Raw genomic sequence first — 19900 nt, 5'->3', positions numbered from 1 at the left:
CGGATCGCAAGCTTCGTTATAAACGTCTGTCGCAGAGAGATCGACAGAGAAAGACGCCGGCTCACAGGCCGGCGTGATTGATTCAGAAAAAGAAGCTGTCATGTATTCTGATTACCCGGCTCAAAGCTAAATCCTAGTATACTTCCTGCGAAGATCCAAAGTATGCGGGTATTCGTCGCCGGGCTCTTCTTCCGGCGGAGCCATAGGGCGTGGAACCTGCTCATGCTCATAGAATGTCCTTAACGCGCTAAATGCCGGTGGAGGGGTCAGGACGCCTTGGGTGAAGCCATGATCCCAGAATCGATTGACGCGCCTCGCCTCAGCTTCATTACTGTTGACCGGTAGCGTCTCATAGTGACGTCCGCCAGGGTGGCTGACGCGATAGCTGCAGCCGCCAATGGAAAGACCGTTCCAGGTATCAATCAGGTCAAACACCAGGGGGGTATTCACCCCAAGAGTCGGATGCAGCGCCGATGGCGGCGCCCAGGCTCGATAGCGCACCGCCCCTACCATCTCCCCTTTTTTGCCGGTCGCTCGCAGCGGTACGCGGCGGCCGTTGCACGCCAGCACATAGCGTCCTTCAGTCAAACCGGACAGGCGCACCTGCATGCGCTCGACGGAGGAATCAACATAGCGAGAGGTCCCGGACTGAGTGACTTCCTCGCCCAGTACATGCCACGGTTCGATCGCCCAGCGAAGCTCCAGCTCAATATCATCAATTTGCTGACGGCCATAGTGCGGGAAGCGAAACTCCTCGAACGGCAGCAGCCAGGCCAGCTTGAACGGGTAGCCATGTTGTTGCAGGTCATCCACCACTTCTTTAACGTCCTGCCAGACGAAATGCGGCAGCATAAATTTATCGTGCAGCTGTGTCCCCCAGCGGACCAGCGGCTTGTGATAGGGTGTTTTCCAGAAACGCGCCACCAGACAACGGAGCAGCAGCAGCTGCACCAGCGACATGCGCGCGTGAGGAGACATTTCGAAGCCGCGAAACTCCAGCAGCCCCAGACGCCCGCTGCTGCTGCCCGCCGCGTAGAGTTTGTCGATACAAAATTCGGAGCGATGGGTATTGCCGGTGATATCCACCAGCAGGTTGCGCATCAGCCTGTCCACCAGCCACGGGGTATCAACCAGCCCTTCCGGCATGTTCTGGAAGGCAATCTCCATTTCATAAAGGGCTTCATCCCGACCTTCATCCGGGCGCGGAGCCTGACTGGTTGGGCCAATAAACATTCCTGAGAATAAGTAGGAAAGCCCCGGATGGTGCTGCCAGTATGTCACCAGGCTACGCAGGAGATCGGGACGCCGCAGTAGAGGACTGTCAGCAGGTGTGATGCCGCCCAGGGTAACGTGGTTGCCTCCCCCGGTTCCGGTATGCCGCCCATCGATCATAAACTTCTCTGCCCCCAGCCGCGCCTGGTGCGCCTGTTCATAGAGGGTTTCAATATTATGGACCAACTCATCCCAGCGGCTGGCCGGGTGAATATTGACCTCAATCACGCCCGGGTCCGGGGTCAACAGCAGCTTCTGCAAGCGATGATCTTTTGGCGGTTCATAGCCTTCAATCACCACGGGCAATTGCAGCTCGCCGGCCGCCGCCTCGACGGCATGAATCAGCGCAACATAATGCTCCAGGTGGGTTACCGGCGGCAGGAACAGATGTAGCTTGCCATCGCGCGGCTCAAGACACAGGGCGGTGCGGATCACACTTTTGCGCCGATTTCGTGCCGGCTGTTGTTGTTGCACCGCCTGCCGGGCGATAGTCGTTGGCGTATATTTATCCGGAGTAAAGACAGGCAGCGGTTCACGCGGTTCAAAAGGATCGCGTTCGGCGGCTATCTCATCTTCGGCTAGCGGAGGCAGCGCATTCAGCGGCAGACGATAACCCATCGCGCTATCGCCGGGGATCAGCGTAATAAGCCCGGCGCGCATTGACCAGCGGCTACTTTGCCACCGTATGCCATCAAATTCGACAGGCAGGATATAGCCCGCTGCGTTTTCCATACCGCGGCTGAGTAAACTGGCCAGCCTCCGCCGTTCAAGGTCATCGGTCAGATTCGCCGTTCTCGGATCAACCTCTTCCGGCAGCGAGCGCTCCAGCCACAGATAGTAGAGTGAATCTTCATAAGCCGGCTGCAGGTAGGTTGGCGCAACGCCTAATTGCCGACAGAGCGCCTGTCCAAAGCGTTCGGCATCTTCGACGCTATGGCCATAATCCCGATCGATACGGGCAAACAGCGACGGATCGCGCCACAGGGCTTCGCCATCGGTGCGCCAGAAGCAGCCCAGCGCCCAGCGCGGTACTTCCTCGCCCGGATACCACTTACCCTGACCATAATGCAGTAAACCATTGTGACCGAACTGCGCTTTTAGCCGTAGTAACAGGTCTTTGGCCAGCCGTAGCTTATCCTTACCCAGCGCCTCTGTATTCCACTGCGCGGAATCCATATCGGTGGTAGAGACAAATGTCGGCTCGCCCCCCATCGTCAGGCGCACATCGCCAGATTGCAGGTCGGCATCAACGGCGCGTCCCAGGGCGTTGATATTAAGCCACTCTTCTTCGCTGTAAGGGCGCGTGACCCGCGGGTCTTCATGAATTCGCGTAACAATATTCGAGTAGCTGAACTCGCATTCGCACGGGTCGGTTCCGCCAGTAATCGGCGCGGCAGAGAGCGGGTCGGCCGTGCAGGCTAAAGGAATATGCCCTTCCCCCGCGAACAAACCACTCGTCGGGTCGAGCCCCACCCACCCGGCACCGGGCAGATAGACTTCACACCAGGCGTGCAGATCGGTGAAATCCTGCTCCGGGCCAGACGGACCGTCGATCGCTTTTACATCGGCGGCCAGCTGCACCAGATAACCCGAGGCAAAGCGAGCCGCGAGGCCCAAATTCCGGAGTATCTGTACCAGCAGCCAGGAGGTGTCCCTGCAGGAGCCTTTTTTCAACGTCAGCGTTTCCTGACAACTCTGTACGCCGGGCTCCAGGCGAATGCCGTAGTCAATTTCGTTCGCCAGGCGGCTATTTAACTGCACCAGAAAAGGCACGATGGGCATCTTTTCTTTGCGTTCAACGGTTGCCAGCCACTCTTCCAGCTCAGGACTCTGCTCAGACGTCTTCAGATAGGGCGTAAGCTCTTCGTGCAGTAAGGCATCGTAAACAAATGGAAAATTCTCGGCATACTCTTCAATAAAGAAGTCAAACGGGTTGATCACGGTCATATCCGCAATCACCTCCACCTCAAACTCCAGCCGGTTCATTTTTTCAGGGAAAACCAGCCGCGCCTGATAGTTGCCGAAAGGGTCCTGCTGCCAGTTAATAAAGTGACTTTCCGGCGTCACTTTCAGGGAGTAGCCATGAATATGCGTGCGTGAATGAGGGGCCGGCCGCAGTCGTAAAATATGTGGCGCCACGTTAATAACACGATCGAACTCATAGATAGTTTTATGCTGTATCGCAACCCGGATAGTCATGCAGCATCTCCTTGCAGGAAATGAAACCAGTTATCGGTAATCAAATGATGTAGCGCAATCAGGCTGAGCTGGATTTCATTTAAATAGTGGCTAAATTCCTGATTCAGATCGTGAGAATTATCGACGCCTCGGGTAGCAAGCAACAGACTATCGATGTGCGCCGAAACGACCGCCGCCCGCGGCAGCTCAGCGGCGGCGAGCTTGATCTGTTCCAGGCAATAGCGCTGCGAACGGGGGAAATGAGCATCTGTGAGCAGCAGAGTGACCGCCAGGGAGCCTTTAATCGAGCAGCGCATAACCCGGCGAAAGCTTAGATAGGCGCTTTGCGACTTCAGCACTTTAGACCACACTACCTGCCCAAGCTTGACGCTCTCCTCCTCGCGAGCCTGCATCATCAGCGAATTAGCCGCGTCAAGAATGCGCGTATTCATATCAGCGCGCTCCAGATAGCGCCCCATGTTCAGAAAATGCCAGCCGGCATCGCGGCTCATAGAACCGGTAAGCAGGCCGCTAATTTTTTGGCACCCTTCAATGACGGTATTAATATACGTATGCCGCTCAGAGCGGTTAATACCCAGGCGGATGTTTTGTCTCGCGTATAAATCCAGTTCATTAATCAGTTCCCACATCTCTCCCGGCACAACATCACGGCTGGTACGGATATTTTCACGGACCATTTTTAATGACGAAAGTAAAGAATCGGGATTGGTATCGTCAGCCAGCAAAAACTTCAGAACATTGCGTTCGTCTTTAATTTTATAGCGCTGGCTAAACAGCTCCACCCCGCTGTTAATTTCAATCAGGTTATACCAGGAAACGGCAATATCCCGTGGCAGATCGTATAGCAGATCGTCGTACACGCTGACTAACCGCGCGATATTTTCCACTCGCTCCAGATAACGCGCGCTCCAGTAAAGACGCGCGGCAACTCTTGATAGCATGTTCATTATCTCTTGCTCTCCACGATCCAGGTATCCTTACTCCCGCCGCCCTGCGATGAATTAACCACTAATGAGCCCTTTTTCATCGCAACCCGCGTTAACCCTCCGGTCGTCACGTACGTCTCTTTGCTCTGTAAAATAAAAGGGCGCAAATCAAGGTGCCGTGGCTCCAGAGAATCTTTAGCGATGAGTGCCGGCGCGGTGGACAGTTTCAGCGTCGGTTGAGCGATATAATTACGTGGATTAGCCTGTATCAGTTCGGCAAACAGCTGCTGCTCTTTTTTGGTCGAATGCGGCCCCACCAGCATGCCGTAACCGCCAGATTCGTTGGCCGGTTTCACCACCAGCTTGTCCAGATTTTGGAGGACATAATCGCGCTCGTCATCATTCTGACAGAGGTAGGTTTTGACGTTAGGCAGAATCGGCTCTTCGTCCAGATAGTAGCGAATCAGCGCCGGAACGTACGCATAGACGACTTTATCATCCGCAACCCCTGCCCCTGGCGCATTGGCCAGCGCGACGTTTCCGGCTTTCCACGCCCGCATCAGGCCGGGAACCCCGAGAACGGATTCAGGATGAAAGACTTCCGGATCGAGAAATAGATCGTCAATACGCCGGTAAATGACGTCCACCCGTTCCGGGCCGTAGATCGTTTTGGTATAAACGCAGTCGTCGCTGCCGACAAACAGATCGGCGCCTTCCACAAGCTCCACCCCCATCTGCTGGGCAAGGAAAGCGTGTTCGAAATAGGCGGAATTATAGATCCCCGGCGTCAGCACCACGATTTCCGGGCGCGCAACCTGCCGGGGCGACAGGGCTGTCAGGGTTTCCAGGAGTTGTGCAGGATAGGCGTCAATCGGCTTGATATCGTCACTTTCAAACAATTCAGGCAGAACACGCTTGGTAATCGCGCGGTTTTCCAGCATATAGGAGACGCCGGATGGTACCCGGAGATTATCTTCCAGTACGTAGAACTGCCCCGTTTCATCACGCACTAAATCGGTGCCGCAGATATGAGCCCATACGCCATAGGGAGGCGACATACCTATACACTCAGGGCGGAAATTTTTTGATTCCTTAATAATATATTCAGGAATTATGCCATCTTTGATGCAGCGTTGCTCATGATACAGGTCTTCGATAAAACGGTTCAGGGCGGTAAGTCGCTGCTTCAGGCCGGTCTCCGCTATCGCCCAGTCTTTGGCATCGATGGTGCGAGGAATAATATCGAATGGCCAGGTCCTGTCGATATTTCCTTTGTCGGTATATACCGTAAAACTAATTCCCATTTCCTGTACCGTCGCCTCTGCGGTCAGGCGACGTTTTTCCAGTTCGTCCGGCGGGAGAGAATCAAGGCATTGAATCAGGCGCTGTGCGGAAAGGCGGGGGTTGCCCTCGTGGTCAATTAGCTCGTCGAAATAAATGTCGGCTTCGTAGTTTTTTATGAGTTTATGCATCAGCATTGTATCCTTATCAAACCGCCGATCGGGGCAGTATATGCTTTACTTTCACAGAACTAAGCCTCTTGCCTTTCGTTTCGCAAAACAAAGGAGGTATTATTTTTGCAGCACAAATCAATTCCAGCATAATAAATGCCGTTATCTCTGCATGAACTTTGGGTTTATCAATGCGGATTATATTATGTACCGGACGCCCCCTTGAAAATCATCGTCAACGTGAACATTAAATCGGTTGCGAGTTAAATAATGACCGCATTGAAAATTCTTTGCCGGCCTGTCGTATCGGTACTGATATAATGCAAGCTGCAGATTATCGTCGCTGGTTCCTGAGTTTACCTGTGTATACCTTTCGATTTTTACGCTGGTGTGTAGATATAAGCACAAAGCATGCCATTAATTTATTCATTAACTATCAATAAGATATCCGAATGAATGAGCGCCCCCCGCAATGGGTCACGGATCATCATGATGCATCACCGATACCGGAAAGCACCAAAATGAGACATTGCCTTTCTTTTATCTGACGTAGCCTGAGATTAACCTTGCACCATACCGCAGGTTACTTTCGGTGCAAGCCGTTCACTACCTGACTAATTTATTAACAGCTTTACCGTCAATCCGCCTGTTATTTTTTTTCGCGCGTGGGTGGGGAATGTTTTCATCCCATTAAATTATCCGCTGCCGGATGAATTTCACTATATTTAATTGCGGAGATGACTGCTTTCTTTACCGTTGCAGAATTTACCGGACCATTGCCGGAGAGAGCGTTTACCCGGAAGCAGGCCCTTTTCCGGGGGACAACCCTTTTATGCGTAATGCGCTGATGGTAATTTTTTAGTATCTAATGTTGAAATGAAAATCATTCTCATGTAAATTTTTATGTCTAAATATTTCTTAACTTACCCTCCTCTGGCGGTTAGAGCGACATGTCATCTCCTGGTTTTAGTTCAGCTGAAAATATGGTGCTGCTGTTCTCCGAGCATAATAACTGGCTTCAAAAGTTGCTCAGACGACGCCTTGGGAATGCCAGCGATGCCGCCGACCTCGCGCAAGACGTATTCCTGCGGTTGCTGATAAAACCGCGAAGCTTTGACACTCTTGCCGGCGCGCGCGCCTACCTCGGTTCGATGGCTCATGGCATGTGTATCGACCTGTGGCGCAGAAAAGAAATTGAGCGCGTCTGGCTGGAAACATTAGCGGCGCAGCCGCTGTCCACCGCGGTTTCAGCGGAACACTGCGCGATCGTCCTGGAAACCCTGTTTCAGGTGGATGCCATGCTGCAGGCGCTGCCGGAGAAAGTCCGCGCGGCGTTTTTGATGTCGCAGATCGGTGGCCTGACTTACGCGAACATCGCCGCCGAACTCGCCGTCTCCGAGCGCATGGTGAAGAAGTATATGGCTCAGGCCATGCTCCACTGCCTGAGCCTTGAAATCGAGTATCTCGATGCATTACCCCCCGCCGCGGGCAGATACGATGAGCAATAAGCCCGGCTTCGCCGCGTTGCAGCAGGCGGCAAACTGGTACGCCGAAGTCCAGGACATCTCGTCGCCGCAGACATATCCCGCCGCACTGCAACGCTGGCTTGACGAGAGTCAGGAGAATCAGCTGGCGTGGCAGTACGTGTTGAACATCAGCCAGCGCTTTTCGCCGCTGCGGGAAAACGGTGAGCGACAAGCGGCGGCGCTCACCGCGCTGACCCAGCGAACGCACAGCGCCGGGCGGCGCCAGGTGCTGAAAATGGCGGCCTGGATTTCCGTCGGCACCCTGCTCGCCTGGGGCAGCTGGCGTCATACGCCGCTGCGCAATCAGGTACTGGCATGGCACGCCGATTATCACAGCCCCCACGGCGAAATAACGTCGTTCACGCTGGCTGATGGCTCGCGGATCTGGCTTGACACCGACAGCGCGCTGAACGTCGATTACTCCCCGACGCAGCGCGCGCTGCAGCTGCTGAACGGCCGGGTGATGATCGAAACCGCCGCCGATCCGCGCCGCCCGCTGACCATCGTCACCGCGCAGGGCAAAATGCGCGCCCTCGGCACGCGTTTCAGCGTGCAGGCGCTCGGCGATACCACCGTGTTGCAGGTGTATCAGGGGGCGGTGGAAGTCTCCCCGGCGGCTATCAGCGACGCACCGATCGTGCAGGCCGGTCAGGCGATGACCTTCCGGCGGGATGCCTTTGGCCCGGTTTCGCCGTTGCGCAATGCGGAGCCTGCCTGGCCGCTCGGGTTGCTACAGGCCGATAATCTTCCCCTCGGTGAGTTTATCGAACGGCTGTCGGCATATCGCCGCGGCTATCTGGGATGCGATCCGGCCGTGTCAGCGCTGACCGTTACCGGTACGTTCCCGCTGCACGATACCGATATGGCGCTGGATATGCTCACCAACGCGCTGCCTGTGCAGCTCAACCGCCGCTTCTCATGGTGGCTGACGGTCGCCCCGCGCGATAAATAACAAATAAATTCGCCTCATCGGTTCCCCTTTACGGGCCCTCATCCGATTAACCCTATGCAGCACTTTTACTTTTGGGAATTATCAGGGGAATCTATGTCATCATCACCACGCACCAGCCAGCCGCGGATTTTCCGTCGTACGCCGACGGCCGCCCTCCTGCGCATGATGTTCTGCGCACCGGTACTGACGTTTGCCGCCGCCATCGCGCCGGCTGCTCAGGCCGCCGAAACGGCGACGGATAAGCACGTTTATGCGATCCCGGCCGCGCCGCTGGCGACTCAGCTGAATCAGTTTGCCGCGCAGTCGGGTATTTATCTGGCGAGCGATGCGCAGCTGACTGCCGGGAAATCCTCTCCGGCGCTCAACGGCACCTACAGCCTTAGCGAAGGCTTTTCCCGGCTGTTGACCGATCAGGGGCTGCTGGCAGAACGTCAGCCCAACGGCAGCTACACCCTGAAAAAGATCCCTGAAGGGGACGAAATGGTGGTGGTCGGTGACATTAACTACGGCTCGATGACTGAAGATACCGGCTCTTACACCACCCGCAGCATGTCGGCGGCGACTCGCCTGAATCTCTCTCCGCGGGAAACGCCGCAGTCGGTCAGCGTGGTTACCCGCCAGCGGATGAACGATCAGAATATGACCTCGCTGGACGACGCTATGCGCCAGGTCACAGGGGTGAACGTCATCAACGAAAGCTCCTATCAGACCCGTTACCAGTCGCGCGGTTTCACGATGGATAACCTTCAGGAAGACGGTATCAGCTCCTCGTTTCAGAACAGCCTCGCCGGAATGGGGTATGCCGAAGCGTCCACCGAATCGCCGGATCTGGCTATTTACGATCATCTGGAAGTCCTGCGCGGCGCGTCAGGTCTGACTCAGGGCAGCGGCGAACCGGGGGGCTCGGTGAATATGGTGCGCAAGCGGCCGACTTACGATTTTCGCTCTTCCATCAGCGCCAGCGCCGGCAGCTGGGATAACTACCGCAGCGAAATGGATATCTCCGGGCCGCTGAATGACGATGCCTCGCTGCGCGGCCGCGCGGTTGGCGTACTGCAAAAGAGAGACAGCTTTACCGATTACGTGCACAGCGATCGTCAGGTACTCTTCGGTACCCTGGCCTATGATTTGACGTCGCAGACCACGCTGACCACCGGTATTTCCTGGCAAAAAACCGATACGGTGCCCAATCTTTACGGCGTGCCGATGTCCACCAGCTACTCCAGCCTGGGTCTGCCCCGCTCGAGCTTTCTCGGCACCAGCTGGAATAACATCACCTTCGAGAAAACTAACGCCTACGCCGAGCTCGAACACTATTTTGATAACGAATGGGTCGCCAAAGGCTCGCTGAACTACACGGCCGCCAGCGCGCAGGGAAAATTCATCGGCGTTTACGGCAACGGCACTCAAGGCGTGGATGATTCAGGCAGCGCGAAACTCAACAACTACCTGCAACGACACAACCGCAGCAGCCAGTACGGCGTTAACCTCAACCTGAGCGGGCCGTTCCAGCTGCTGAATCGCGATCACCAGCTGGTGTTCGGCGGTGATTATCAGAAAGAGAACTTCAATAATTTATTTGGTTCGCTGAGCAATACCAGCGAGGTGAATATCTATAGCTGGGACCCCGAAAGCCTCTCCGAACCCGACTGGGATTACACGCGGCGCTATCAGTACAACGTCTATCAGCGCGGCCTGTACGCCACGACGCGGCTGAGCCTGACCGACGACTGGAAGCTGATCCTCGGAAGCCGTTACAGCAGCTTTACCTACGACTCCTATTTCACCAATCTCACTACCGGGGCGATGACCGCGCACAGCAATTACAAGGTGAAAGGTAAAATCATCCCCTACGGCGGCCTGCTGTGGGATTTTGCCAAAGACTACACCTGGTATCTGAGCTACGCCGAAATCTACAAACCGCAAAGCTCGCTGGATGCCAGCGGCAACTTCCTGCCGCCGGTCACCGGCAGCAACTACGAAACCGGCGTCAAAGGGGAATTCTTTAACGGCGGGCTGAACGCCTCCGTCGCCCTGTTCCGCATTATTCAGGCCAATAACGCCATGAGCGGGGTGGACTGCGATGACTGCTACGTCGCTGACGGCAAGGTGCAGAGCCAGGGCATTGAAATGGAGATATCCGGGCAGCTTGCGCAGGGCTGGCAGGTCTACGCCGGGTACACGCTTAATAACAGCAAATATCTCGAAGCCGCCGCCACGCAGAAAGGCACCAACTTCAGCAAACACACGCCGCAGCACCTTTTCCGTTTGTATAACAGCTATCGCCTGCCGGGAGAATGGGATAAATGGTCCGTCGGCGCAGGGCTGACGGCGCAGACGGATACCACCACCAACTACAACGTGTCGCAGGGCGGATACACGCTTTTCAACGCCAATATCGGTTATCAGTACAGTAAACATATAAGCCTGAGCCTGAACGGCAACAACCTGACGGATAAAGAATACTATCTCGGCGTTTCCAACCGTCACCGCGGGGGCAACAACTTCTACGGCGATCCGCGTAACTTCATGTTCAACGTGAAATGGGCTTATTAAGCGCAAAGGATAATGGACGGCCGTCCGCGAGGGCGGCTGTCACGCTTTTTACACACTCTGTGCGACCTTCTTTATGCAAAGTTTGAAACGGTTTTATCAGCTGATAGCCCCCTGTTGGCTGCACCCTCGCGAATGGTTTTCATGGCTTTTATTGCTGACGCTGATCGCCCTCACGTTAGGCGTGGTATGGGTCAGCGTGCAGTACAACGACTGGAGCCGGGAATTTTACGATGCCCTCACCGACTATTTTCAGCATGCGTCGATCGGCCTGCTGGCGCTCTCCTACGCCGGATATACCGCCCTGTTTGTGTCGTTTATTATCAGTACGAACTGGCTGAAAAAATTATTGATCATCCGCTGGCGCCAGAAGATGACCATGAGATTTCACTACCTGTGGCTGCGACGACACAACCATTATCATCTGAGCCTCCATGCGGAACCCGATAATCCCGATCAGCGTATTGCCGAGGATATCCGCCTGCTGGTTGAGCAGAGCCTTGGGTTATTTTTATCGCTGCTAAAAAACATCACGGGACTTTTATCGTTCATTTTTATTCTGTGGCAGCTCTCAGGCACGCTCAGCCTTACCGTCGCTGGCCACGACGTCACGCTGCATGGCTATCTGGTGTGGGTGGCGCTGGGATATGCGGTCATTAGCAGCCTGCTGGCCCACCGGATCGGCCGCCCGCTGCATCAGCTGAATATGGATCGGCAAAAAACCGAGGCTGACTACCGCGCCAGCCTGCTGCGTATCCGCGAAAATACCGAACAGATTGCCTTCTATGGCGGCGAGCGTGCCGAACTGCGCCGCGTGCACCGTCATTTTTCGGCGATTGCGCGGAACTGGCAGCTGTTGATGTCCCGCGAGTTTCGCTTAGATACGTTCACCACTTCCTATTTCCGCCTGAGCCTGATGATCCCGATTTTTGCAGTCCTGCCGCTGTACATCGCCAAAAAGATCTCGCTTGGCGGCGTCATGCAGGCGCGCGCCGCTTTCGGCTACGTCCTTGACGCCTTCGGCTGGTTTATCGACTCCTACCGCCAGATAGTGGCCTGGTCAGCGACGGTAGAGAGGCTATGGCAGTTTGAGCAAGGCCTAATCGCGCTGCCGGCGAAAGCGAAATATCTCCGTCAGCCCGGAAAATTACGCTGCCGTAATCTGGTCGCCCGCCACGCTCATGGCGCGCCCCTGTTTAACCCCATAAATCTCGACTTACAGCACGGCGAGGCTATTGCTATTACCGGCGCCAGCGGCTGCGGGAAAACCACCTTCTTAAGGGTACTCTCCGGGCTGTGGCCTTACAGTAGCGGGGTCTATCACCACCCGACAGGGAAAAGCCTGTTCGTCCCGCAAAAACCGTATCTGCCTGACGATCTCCTGACCCACGCGTTGACGTATCCTGGCTTAGCCAAAGTCAGCAATGAACGACTGGAGAGCTGTCTGAAGAGGGTTGGGCTGCAGCATTTGTGCCAGCAGCTGAATGAGCGCCAGTCATGGAGCGGTATCCTTTCCGGCGGCGAGCAGCAGCGTCTTTCGTTTGCCCGCATCCTGTTGAATCAGCCGGATCTTATCTGCCTTGATGAATCAACCAGTCACCTGGACGATATGACGGCCATCGAGCTGATAAGAGCGATCCGCAGCGAACTCCCGCACAGCATCATCATGGTCGTCAGCCACCAACGAGCGGTTATAGATTCACTGAATATGCAATATCTTATTGAAGAATATGGTTAAAAATTATTCCTTCGCGATATTCCTTCGCGATTTAGCATTGGGCGAAAAAAAGCACGGCGCGCCTCTCCTCCCTGGCGTTATGCCGTGCGGTCAATAGATTCTAAGAGGCCGGGTTACCTAAGCTAAAGCTGGAATGTAACTCGCCAACAGGTACCTGGCCTTGAAGCTGCCGGTAGCGCAGGTGACAACGTCACCGGTTTCACGATCGGGGATTACGGGCTAGCGGCGTCATACGGGGCTGTTTACCGCCCCGCTTCGGCGACGGCGGCCAGCACGCGCTCCACGGTATCGATGGTCGCCTGAGTCTGCGGATCAATTTCAATATTCACCTGGTCCCCCACCTTTTTCGCACCAAGCGTGGTGCGTTGCAGCGTCTCCGGGATCAAATGGACGCAAAAGCGCAGCGGCATAACTTCACCGACGGTCAGGCTGATCCCATCCACGCCGATATAGCCTTTGTAGAGAATATATTTCATGGCCGCCGGGTTTTGCAGCTTAAACCACATCTGACGGTTATGCTCAGACGCCACGATTTGCACCACTTCGGCGGTCGTCATAATATGACCAGACATCAGGTGTCCGCCTATTTCATCATTGAATTTAGCGGCGCGCTCAACGTTGACGCTATCACCCGCCCTAATCGCCCCGAGGTTGGTGACGCGCAGGGTTTCGTCCATTAAATCAAAGCTTACCCGCGCCCCGTCAATGCGCGTGACCGTCAAACAGCAGCCATTATTCGCCACCGAACTCCCGGCTTCGAGCCCCGCCAGCATCTCTGCGGGCAACTCTATTGCGTGGGTGCGAAAATGGCTCTTTTCTTCAATGGACAGCACTTTCGCCATCCCCTGGACAATACCGGTAAACATATCGTTCCCCTGTCAACATTCGCTACGTGAAGTCATTATTGGGCAAATCCCTCTGCATTTTCTCCTTTCCGCCCTGCTCTGCGGCTTGGCAAAATAAGCGTTACTGGTCGCCGGCCAGCGACTGATACTTCCTGAACCTGTCCCGGGCGTCCTCCTCCGTCCTTTCGAAAAGCGCGTCCGCGAGCTGTGGCGAGCTTTTGTGCAGGGAGGCATAGCGCACCTCGCCGAGCAGGAAGTCGCGGAAGCTCTCTTCAGGCTCTTCGGAATCAAGAACAAACGGCGTCCGGCCTTCCGCCTTGCGCTGCGGATGATAGCGCCACAGATGCCAGTATCCCGCCTCCACCGCGCGTTTCGCCTCCCGCTGGCTGCAGCTCATGCCGGCTTTCAGCCCGTGGTTAATGCAGGCGGCATAGGCAATCACCAGCGAGGGTCCAGGCCAGGCCTCGGCTTCCGCAATCGCCCGCAGGGTCTGATCTTTATCGGCCCCCATTGCAATCTGCGCGACATAAACGTTGCCGTAGCTCATCGCCATCATCCCGAGGTCTTTCTTACCGGTGCGTTTGCCCTGAGCGGCAAATTTGGCGATGGCCGCCGTCGGGGTCGATTTCGACGACTGCCCGCCGGTGTTGGAATAGACCTCGGTATCAAACACCAGGATATTGACGTCCTCGCCGCTGGCCAGCACGTGATCGAGGCCGCCGAAACCAATGTCGTATGCCCAGCCGTCGCCGCCGAATATCCACTGCGAGCGCCGGGTAAAATAGTCCCGGTTCTGCCAGAGCTGCTCCAGCAGCGGTGAGCCCTCTTTTTCCAGCGCCAGTCGTTCGCTTAAGCGGTCCGCGCGATCGCGGGTTCCCTCCCCCTCATCCTGCTGCGCCAACCACTGGCCCATCACCTCTTTTAGCTCCTCGTTTATCGGCAGCGCCAGCGCGGAGGCTATGTCATCGGCGATCTGTTTGCGGATCGCCTGCCCGCCCAGCATCATGCCGAGGCCAAATTCAGCATTATCTTCAAACAGCGAGTTCGCCCACGCCGGGCCATGACCGCGATGGTTGGTGGTATAAGGGATTGATGGCGCGCTGGCGCCCCATATAGAGGAGCAGCCGGTGGCGTTGGCAATCAGCATCCGGTCGCCAAAAAGCTGGGTTATCAGACGCGCATAGGGCGTCTCTCCGCAGCCCGCGCAGGCGCCGGAAAACTCCAGCAGCGGCGTCTCAAACTGGCTGCCTTTGACCGTCGTTTTACGAAACGGATTGCTTTTCGGGGCCAGCGCCAGCGCGTAGTCCCAGACCGGCGCCATCTGGCGCTGGCTATCGAGAGACTGCATTTTCAGCGCCTTGCCGCGTGAAGGACAGTTATCGACGCAGTTACCGCAGCCGGAGCAGTCCAGCGGCGAGATCGCCAGATGATAGTGGTACTCCTTCGCCCCCTGCGCGGGTTTGCTCAACAGCGCGGCCGGAGCAGCATCCTGCTCGTCCCGGCTCAGCAGCGCCGGGCGGATCGCCGCATGCGGGCAGATGAACGCGCACTGATTACACTGCGTACAGCCGTCGGGATGCCAGACCGGCACTTCCAGCGCAATGCCGCGCTTCTCCCACGCGGCGGTTCCCGGAGGAAAGGTACCGTCTTCCATCCCGACAAAGGCGCTCACCGGCAGCTGGTCGCCGCGCTGGCGGTTCATCGGCTGCAGGATATCGCGGATGAAATCCGGCATCAGGGGCGAAGGCTGCGGCGAGGCTTCCTCCTGCGTCGCCCAATGGGGCGGTACCGTCACCTGATGCAGCGACGTCATGCCCAGGTCAATCGCCCGCTGGTTCATCTCAATGACGCTGGCCCCTTTGCTGCCGTAGCTTTTTTCGACCGCCTGTTTGAGATAGTTCGCGGCGGTCTGCGGATCGATAATCGCCGCCAGCTTAAAGAACGCCGCCTGCATCAGCATATTAAACCGCCCGCCAAGCCCCAGCTCGCGGGCAATATCAACGGCGTTGAGGGTGTAAAAGCGGATATTTTCCCGCGCCAGATAGCGCTTAAAGCCGGCGGGCAGGTGCTGCTCAAGTTCGGCATCGGACCAGCTGCAGTTGAGCAAAAAGGTTCCTCCCGGCTTTAGCCCATCCAGCAGCTCATAGCGTTCAACATAGGACTGCTGCGAACAGGAGATAAAATCCGCCCGGTGGATCAGGTATGGCGAGGTAATGGGCCGGTCGCCGAAGCGCAGGTGCGAAACGGTAATGCCGCCGGATTTTTTCGAGTCGTAGGAAAAATAGGCCTGCGCGTAGAGATCGGTCCTGTCGCCGATAATCTTAATCGCGCTTTTATTGGCCCCTACCGTGCCGTCCGAGCCCATCCCCCAGAATTTACAGGCGGTGATGCCCGCGTGAGAAACCTCCAGCGTCTGCGGGCGCGGCGGTAATGAGGTAAAGGTGACATCATCGATAATCCCCAGCGTAAATCCATCCATCGGCAGCGGCTTGTTGAGATTGTCAAAAACGGCAGCGATATCGTTGGGCAGAACGTCCTTCCCGCCCAGGGCGTAGCGACCGCCGACAATCAGCGGCGGATCGTCGTGATGATAGAAGGCGTTTTTAATGTCCAGACACAGCGGCTCGGCCTGGGCCCCGGGCTCCTTAGTGCGATCGAGTACGGCAATGCGCCGGACGGTTTTCGGCAACCGGGCAAAGAAGTGCGCCAGCGAAAAGGGGCGGAACAGATGGACGCTGAGCAAACCGACCTTCTCTCCCGCCGCATTCAGCGTCTCCACTACCTCCTGGATGGTGTCGCATACCGACCCCATCGCGACGATCGCCCGTTCGGCATCCGCCGCGCCGGTATAGTTAAACAGGTGGTACTCACGTCCGGTGATGGCGCTGATTTGCGCCATATAGCCTTCGACAAGATCGGGGAGAGCCTGGTAAAAGCGGTTGCCCGCTTCCCGCTCCTGAAAGTAGATATCCGGGTTTTGCGCGGTGCCGCGAATGACCGGGTGATCCGGATGCAGCGCGTTACGGCGAAAGCTGTCCAGCGCGGGCCGGTCCAGCAGCGTTGCCAGCTGCTCATACTCCAGCACCTCAATTTTTTGAATTTCGTGCGAGGTGCGAAAGCCGTCGAAGAAATTAATAAACGGAATACGGCCCTTTATCGCCGCCAGATGCGCCACGGCGGAGAGGTCCATCACCTGCTGCACGTTGTTCTCCACCAGCATCGCGCAGCCGGTCTGACGCACCGCCATCACGTCCTGATGATCGCCAAAAATATTCAGCGAGTTTGTCGCCAGCGCCCGGGCGCTGACGTGAAAGACTCCCGGCAGCAGTTCACCGGCAATTTTGTAGAGGTTGGGGATCATCAGCAGCAGCCCCTGCGACGCGGTATAGGTGGTGGTGAGCGCCCCGGCCTGCAGGGCGCCGTGTACCGCGCCTGCCGCACCGGCTTCTGACTGCATCTCCATCAAGCGTACCGGCTGACCAAACAGATTCTTTTTCCCCTGCGCCGCCCATTCATCGACGTTTTCCGCCATCGGCGTGGAAGGCGTGATGGGATAGATAGCCGCGACATCGGTAAAGGCATAGGAGATCCAGGCCGCCGCGGCGTTGCCATCCATTGTTTTCATTTTTCCGGACATTGTTCATTCCTCGAAGGTGAGAGGCATCTTCGCCGCATCGGCTGGCGGCAAACCCTGTCTGTGCCTCAAGCACAGCCCATGCCAGCTCTCGCGTAGCTAAATAGTTCGAGTGAATTCAGCTGGTTATGCAGCGGCGGGCGCCTCATGACGCCAGGAGATTGCGTGGAATAAGACACAGACCGCGACAAGCTGTTGAACTGCCGACAAAGCGTCGCTCCTGGCCTGGCGAGCAGAATTGTTCTGTTTCCCACATTTGGTGGCCTGATTGTGCCGTTTTGTTTTACGGACGCACCGGTCGTTGAAATTTAATTACATATTTATCATCAAGTTAAATGATATGGCCCGGCTGGTATGTTCCCTGCACTTCTCTGGTGGCAAACACTCAACAACAGGAGAAGTCACCATGACCATGCGTCAATGCGCTATCTACGGTAAAGGCGGTATCGGCAAATCCACCACCACGCAGAACCTCGTCGCCGCGCTGGCCGAGATGGGTAAGAAAGTGATGATCGTCGGCTGCGATCCGAAGGCGGACTCCACCCGCCTGATCCTGCACGCCAAAGCACAGAACACCATTATGGAGATGGCCGCGGAAGTGGGCTCGGTGGAGGACCTTGAGCTCGAAGATGTCCTGCAAATCGGCTATGGCGACGTGCGCTGCGCCGAATCAGGCGGCCCGGAGCCGGGCGTCGGCTGCGCGGGGCGCGGGGTGATCACCGCAATCAACTTTCTCGAAGAGGAAGGCGCCTACGAGGACGATCTCGATTTCGTGTTCTATGACGTACTCGGGGATGTGGTCTGCGGCGGCTTCGCGATGCCAATCCGTGAAAATAAGGCCCAGGAGATCTATATCGTCTGCTCCGGGGAGATGATGGCGATGTACGCCGCCAACAATATCTCCAAGGGGATCGTTAAATACGCGAAATCCGGCAAGGTGCGTCTCGGCGGGCTGATTTGTAACTCGCGTCAAACCGACCGTGAAGATGAGCTGATCGTGGCGCTGGCGGAGAAGCTCGGCACCCAGATGATCCATTTCGTGCCGCGCGACAACATCGTCCAGCGCGCGGAAATCCGCCGGATGACGGTCATCGAGTACGACCCGAACTGCCAGCAGGCCAATGAGTACCGCACTCTGGCAACCAAGATCGTCAACAACACCATGAAGGTGGTACCGACGCCCTGCACCATGGATGAGCTGGAATCGCTGCTGATGGAATTCGGCATCATGGAAGAAGAAGACACCAGCATCATCGGTAAAACCGCCGCCGAAGAAAACGCGGCCTGAACACAGGACAATCATCATGACCAACGCCACAGGCGAGCGTAATCTCGCGCTAATCCAGGAGGTCCTGGAAGTCTTTCCCGAAACTGCGCGTAAAGAGCGCAGAAAGCACATGATGGTCAGCGATCCGCAAATGGAGAGCGTCGGCAAGTGCATCATCTCGAACCGTAAATCGCAGCCCGGCGTGATGACCGTGCGCGGCTGCGCCTACGCCGGCTCCAAAGGAGTGGTATTCGGGCCGATTAAGGATATGGCCCATATCTCCCACGGGCCGGTCGGCTGCGGCCAGTACTCGCGCGCCGGGCGCCGCAACTACTTCACCGGCGTCAGCGGCGTCGACAGCTTCGGCACCCTGAACTTCACCTCCGATTTTCAGGAGCGCGACATCGTCTTCGGCGGTGATAAAAAGCTCAGCAAACTGATTGAAGAGATGGAGCTATTGTTCCCGCTCACCAAGGGCATCACCATCCAGTCGGAGTGTCCGGTCGGGCTCATCGGCGATGATATCAGCGCCGTCGCCAACGCCAGCAGCAAGGCGCTGGATAAACCGGTGATCCCGGTGCGTTGCGAAGGATTTCGCGGCGTGTCGCAGTCGCTGGGGCACCATATCGCCAACGACGTGGTTCGCGACTGGGTGCTCAATAACCGTGAGGGGCAGCCGTTTGTATCCACCCCTTACGATGTGGCGATCATCGGCGATTACAACATCGGCGGCGATGCCTGGGCCTCGCGCATCCTGCTCGAAGAGATGGGGCTGCGGGTGGTCGCCCAGTGGTCCGGCGACGGCACCCTGGTGGAGATGGAGAACACCCCTTTCGTGAAGCTGAATCTGGTCCACTGCTACCGTTCGATGAACTACATCGCCCGGCACATGGAAGAAAAGCATCAGATCCCGTGGATGGAGTACAACTTCTTCGGTCCGACCAAAATCGCCGAATCGCTGCGCAAAATTGCCGACCAGTTTGACGACGCCATTCGCGCCAACGCCGAGGCGGTGATCGCCAAATATCAGGGGCAAACGGCGGCGATTATCGCCAAATACCGCCCGCGGCTGGAGGGGCGCAAGGTGCTGCTCTATATGGGCGGCCTGCGGCCACGGCACGTTATCGGCGCCTATGAAGATCTCGGCATGGAGATCGTCGCCGCCGGCTATGAGTTTGCCCATAACGATGACTACGACCGCACCCTGCCGGATCTGAAAGAAGGCACCCTGCTGTTCGATGACGCCAGCAGCTATGAGCTGGAGGCGTTTGTCAAAGCGCTGAAGCCTGACCTTATCGGCTCCGGGATCAAGGAAAAGTACATCTTCCAGAAAATGGGGGTTCCGTTCCGCCAGATGCACTCGTGGGACTACTCCGGCCCGTACCACGGCTACGATGGTTTCGCCATTTTTGCCCGCGATATGGATATGACCTTAAACAACCCGGCGTGGAACGAACTGATCGCCCCGTGGCTGAAGTCTGCGTGATTGCCCATTTATTGTCCCGTCTGTTCACCGATTTGTGGCGCGGGAGGAGAA

At 56.6% G+C, this 19900-nt stretch carries 11 protein-coding genes; 6 read left to right on the top strand and 5 right to left on the bottom strand.

Annotated elements, in window-relative coordinates; genetic code table 11:
* Positions 1-126: 126 nt before the first annotated feature.
* Genes GO007_RS21445 through GO007_RS21435 form a run of 3 tightly spaced genes read right to left on the bottom strand, consistent with a single transcriptional unit; the run spans position 127 to position 5869 of the window.
* A complete protein-coding gene (locus tag GO007_RS21445) occupies positions 127-3471 on the bottom strand; it encodes a transglutaminase family protein (protein WP_095103503.1) in 3345 nt (1114 codons plus the stop codon).
* On the bottom strand, positions 3468-4418 hold the full coding sequence (locus tag GO007_RS21440) for an alpha-E domain-containing protein (protein WP_223261808.1): 951 nt from the start codon (positions 4416-4418) through the stop codon (positions 3468-3470). Before GO007_RS21440 ends, GO007_RS21445 begins: the two co-directional genes overlap by 4 nt.
* A complete protein-coding gene (locus GO007_RS21435) occupies positions 4418-5869 on the bottom strand; it encodes a circularly permuted type 2 ATP-grasp protein (protein WP_095103588.1) in 1452 nt (483 codons plus the stop codon). Before GO007_RS21435 ends, GO007_RS21440 begins: the two co-directional genes overlap by 1 nt.
* A gap of 929 nt (positions 5870-6798) precedes the next feature.
* Here GO007_RS21435 and GO007_RS21430 point away from each other — a divergent pair.
* The 4 genes from GO007_RS21430 to GO007_RS21415 all read left to right on the top strand — a co-directional run bounded on the left by GO007_RS21430 (position 6799) and on the right by GO007_RS21415 (position 12617).
* Positions 6799-7356, top strand: coding sequence for a sigma-70 family RNA polymerase sigma factor (locus GO007_RS21430; protein WP_189339905.1), 558 nt, complete (start codon positions 6799-6801; stop codon positions 7354-7356).
* Positions 7346-8326: a FecR domain-containing protein gene (locus tag GO007_RS21425; protein ID WP_095103501.1), complete on the top strand. Its 981-nt coding sequence runs from the start codon at positions 7346-7348 to the stop codon at positions 8324-8326. Before GO007_RS21430 ends, GO007_RS21425 begins: the two co-directional genes overlap by 11 nt.
* 93 nt (positions 8327-8419) lie before the next feature.
* Positions 8420-10882 carry a TonB-dependent siderophore receptor gene (locus GO007_RS21420; protein WP_095103500.1) on the top strand — a complete coding sequence of 821 codons (2463 nt, stop codon included), beginning with the start codon at positions 8420-8422 and terminating at the stop codon, positions 10880-10882.
* A gap of 73 nt (positions 10883-10955) precedes the next feature.
* On the top strand, positions 10956-12617 hold the full coding sequence (locus GO007_RS21415; protein ID WP_095103498.1) for an ABC transporter ATP-binding protein/permease: 1662 nt from the start codon (positions 10956-10958) through the stop codon (positions 12615-12617).
* Between the two features lie 242 nt (positions 12618-12859).
* On the opposite strand, the gene GO007_RS21410 is transcribed toward GO007_RS21415, so the two are convergent.
* Positions 12860-13483 carry a riboflavin synthase subunit alpha gene (locus tag GO007_RS21410; RefSeq protein ID WP_095103497.1) on the bottom strand — a complete coding sequence of 208 codons (624 nt, stop codon included), beginning with the start codon at positions 13481-13483 and terminating at the stop codon, positions 12860-12862.
* 100 nt (positions 13484-13583) lie between these two features.
* Positions 13584-17099 carry a pyruvate:ferredoxin (flavodoxin) oxidoreductase gene (gene nifJ / locus GO007_RS21405; RefSeq protein WP_095103496.1) on the bottom strand — a complete coding sequence of 1172 codons (3516 nt, stop codon included), beginning with the start codon at positions 17097-17099 and terminating at the stop codon, positions 13584-13586.
* Between the two features lie 403 nt (positions 17100-17502).
* Between nifJ and nifH the strand changes: the two genes are divergently transcribed.
* Both nifH and nifD read left to right on the top strand, forming a co-directional pair.
* A complete protein-coding gene (gene nifH / locus GO007_RS21400; RefSeq protein ID WP_095103495.1) occupies positions 17503-18384 on the top strand; it encodes a nitrogenase iron protein in 882 nt (293 codons plus the stop codon).
* A 16-nt stretch (positions 18385-18400) separates the two neighbouring features.
* Positions 18401-19849: a nitrogenase molybdenum-iron protein alpha chain gene (nifD, locus tag GO007_RS21395; RefSeq protein WP_095103493.1), complete on the top strand. Its 1449-nt coding sequence runs from the start codon at positions 18401-18403 to the stop codon at positions 19847-19849.
* Positions 19850-19900: the final 51 nt, after the last annotated feature.

Source organism: Klebsiella sp. 10-1, from assembly GCF_009758445.1.
Classification (GTDB): Bacteria; Pseudomonadota; Gammaproteobacteria; order Enterobacterales; family Enterobacteriaceae; genus Klebsiella; species Klebsiella scottii.
Note: the sequence above shows the minus strand (reverse complement) of the source record. Positions and strands in the feature narration are given on the sequence as shown.

Excerpts from the sequence above, each read along its gene's own strand:
- GO007_RS21445 (WP_095103503.1), bottom strand. The coding sequence starts at position 3,471 with ATGACTATCCGGGTTGCGATACAGCATAAAACTATCTATGAGTTCGAT.
- GO007_RS21440 (WP_223261808.1), bottom strand. The coding sequence starts at position 4,418 with ATGAACATGCTATCAAGAGTTGCCGCGCGTCTTTACTGGAGCGCGCGT.
- GO007_RS21435 (WP_095103588.1), bottom strand. The coding sequence starts at position 5,869 with ATGCATAAACTCATAAAAAACTACGAAGCCGACATTTATTTCGACGAG.
- GO007_RS21430 (WP_189339905.1), top strand. The coding sequence starts at position 6,799 with ATGTCATCTCCTGGTTTTAGTTCAGCTGAAAATATGGTGCTGCTGTTC.
- GO007_RS21425 (WP_095103501.1), top strand. The coding sequence starts at position 7,346 with ATGAGCAATAAGCCCGGCTTCGCCGCGTTGCAGCAGGCGGCAAACTGG.
- GO007_RS21420 (WP_095103500.1), top strand. The coding sequence starts at position 8,420 with ATGTCATCATCACCACGCACCAGCCAGCCGCGGATTTTCCGTCGTACG.
- GO007_RS21415 (WP_095103498.1), top strand. The coding sequence starts at position 10,956 with ATGCAAAGTTTGAAACGGTTTTATCAGCTGATAGCCCCCTGTTGGCTG.
- GO007_RS21410 (WP_095103497.1), bottom strand. The coding sequence starts at position 13,483 with ATGTTTACCGGTATTGTCCAGGGGATGGCGAAAGTGCTGTCCATTGAA.
- nifJ (WP_095103496.1), bottom strand. The coding sequence starts at position 17,099 with ATGTCCGGAAAAATGAAAACAATGGATGGCAACGCCGCGGCGGCCTGG.
- nifH (WP_095103495.1), top strand. The coding sequence starts at position 17,503 with ATGACCATGCGTCAATGCGCTATCTACGGTAAAGGCGGTATCGGCAAA.
- nifD (WP_095103493.1), top strand. The coding sequence starts at position 18,401 with ATGACCAACGCCACAGGCGAGCGTAATCTCGCGCTAATCCAGGAGGTC.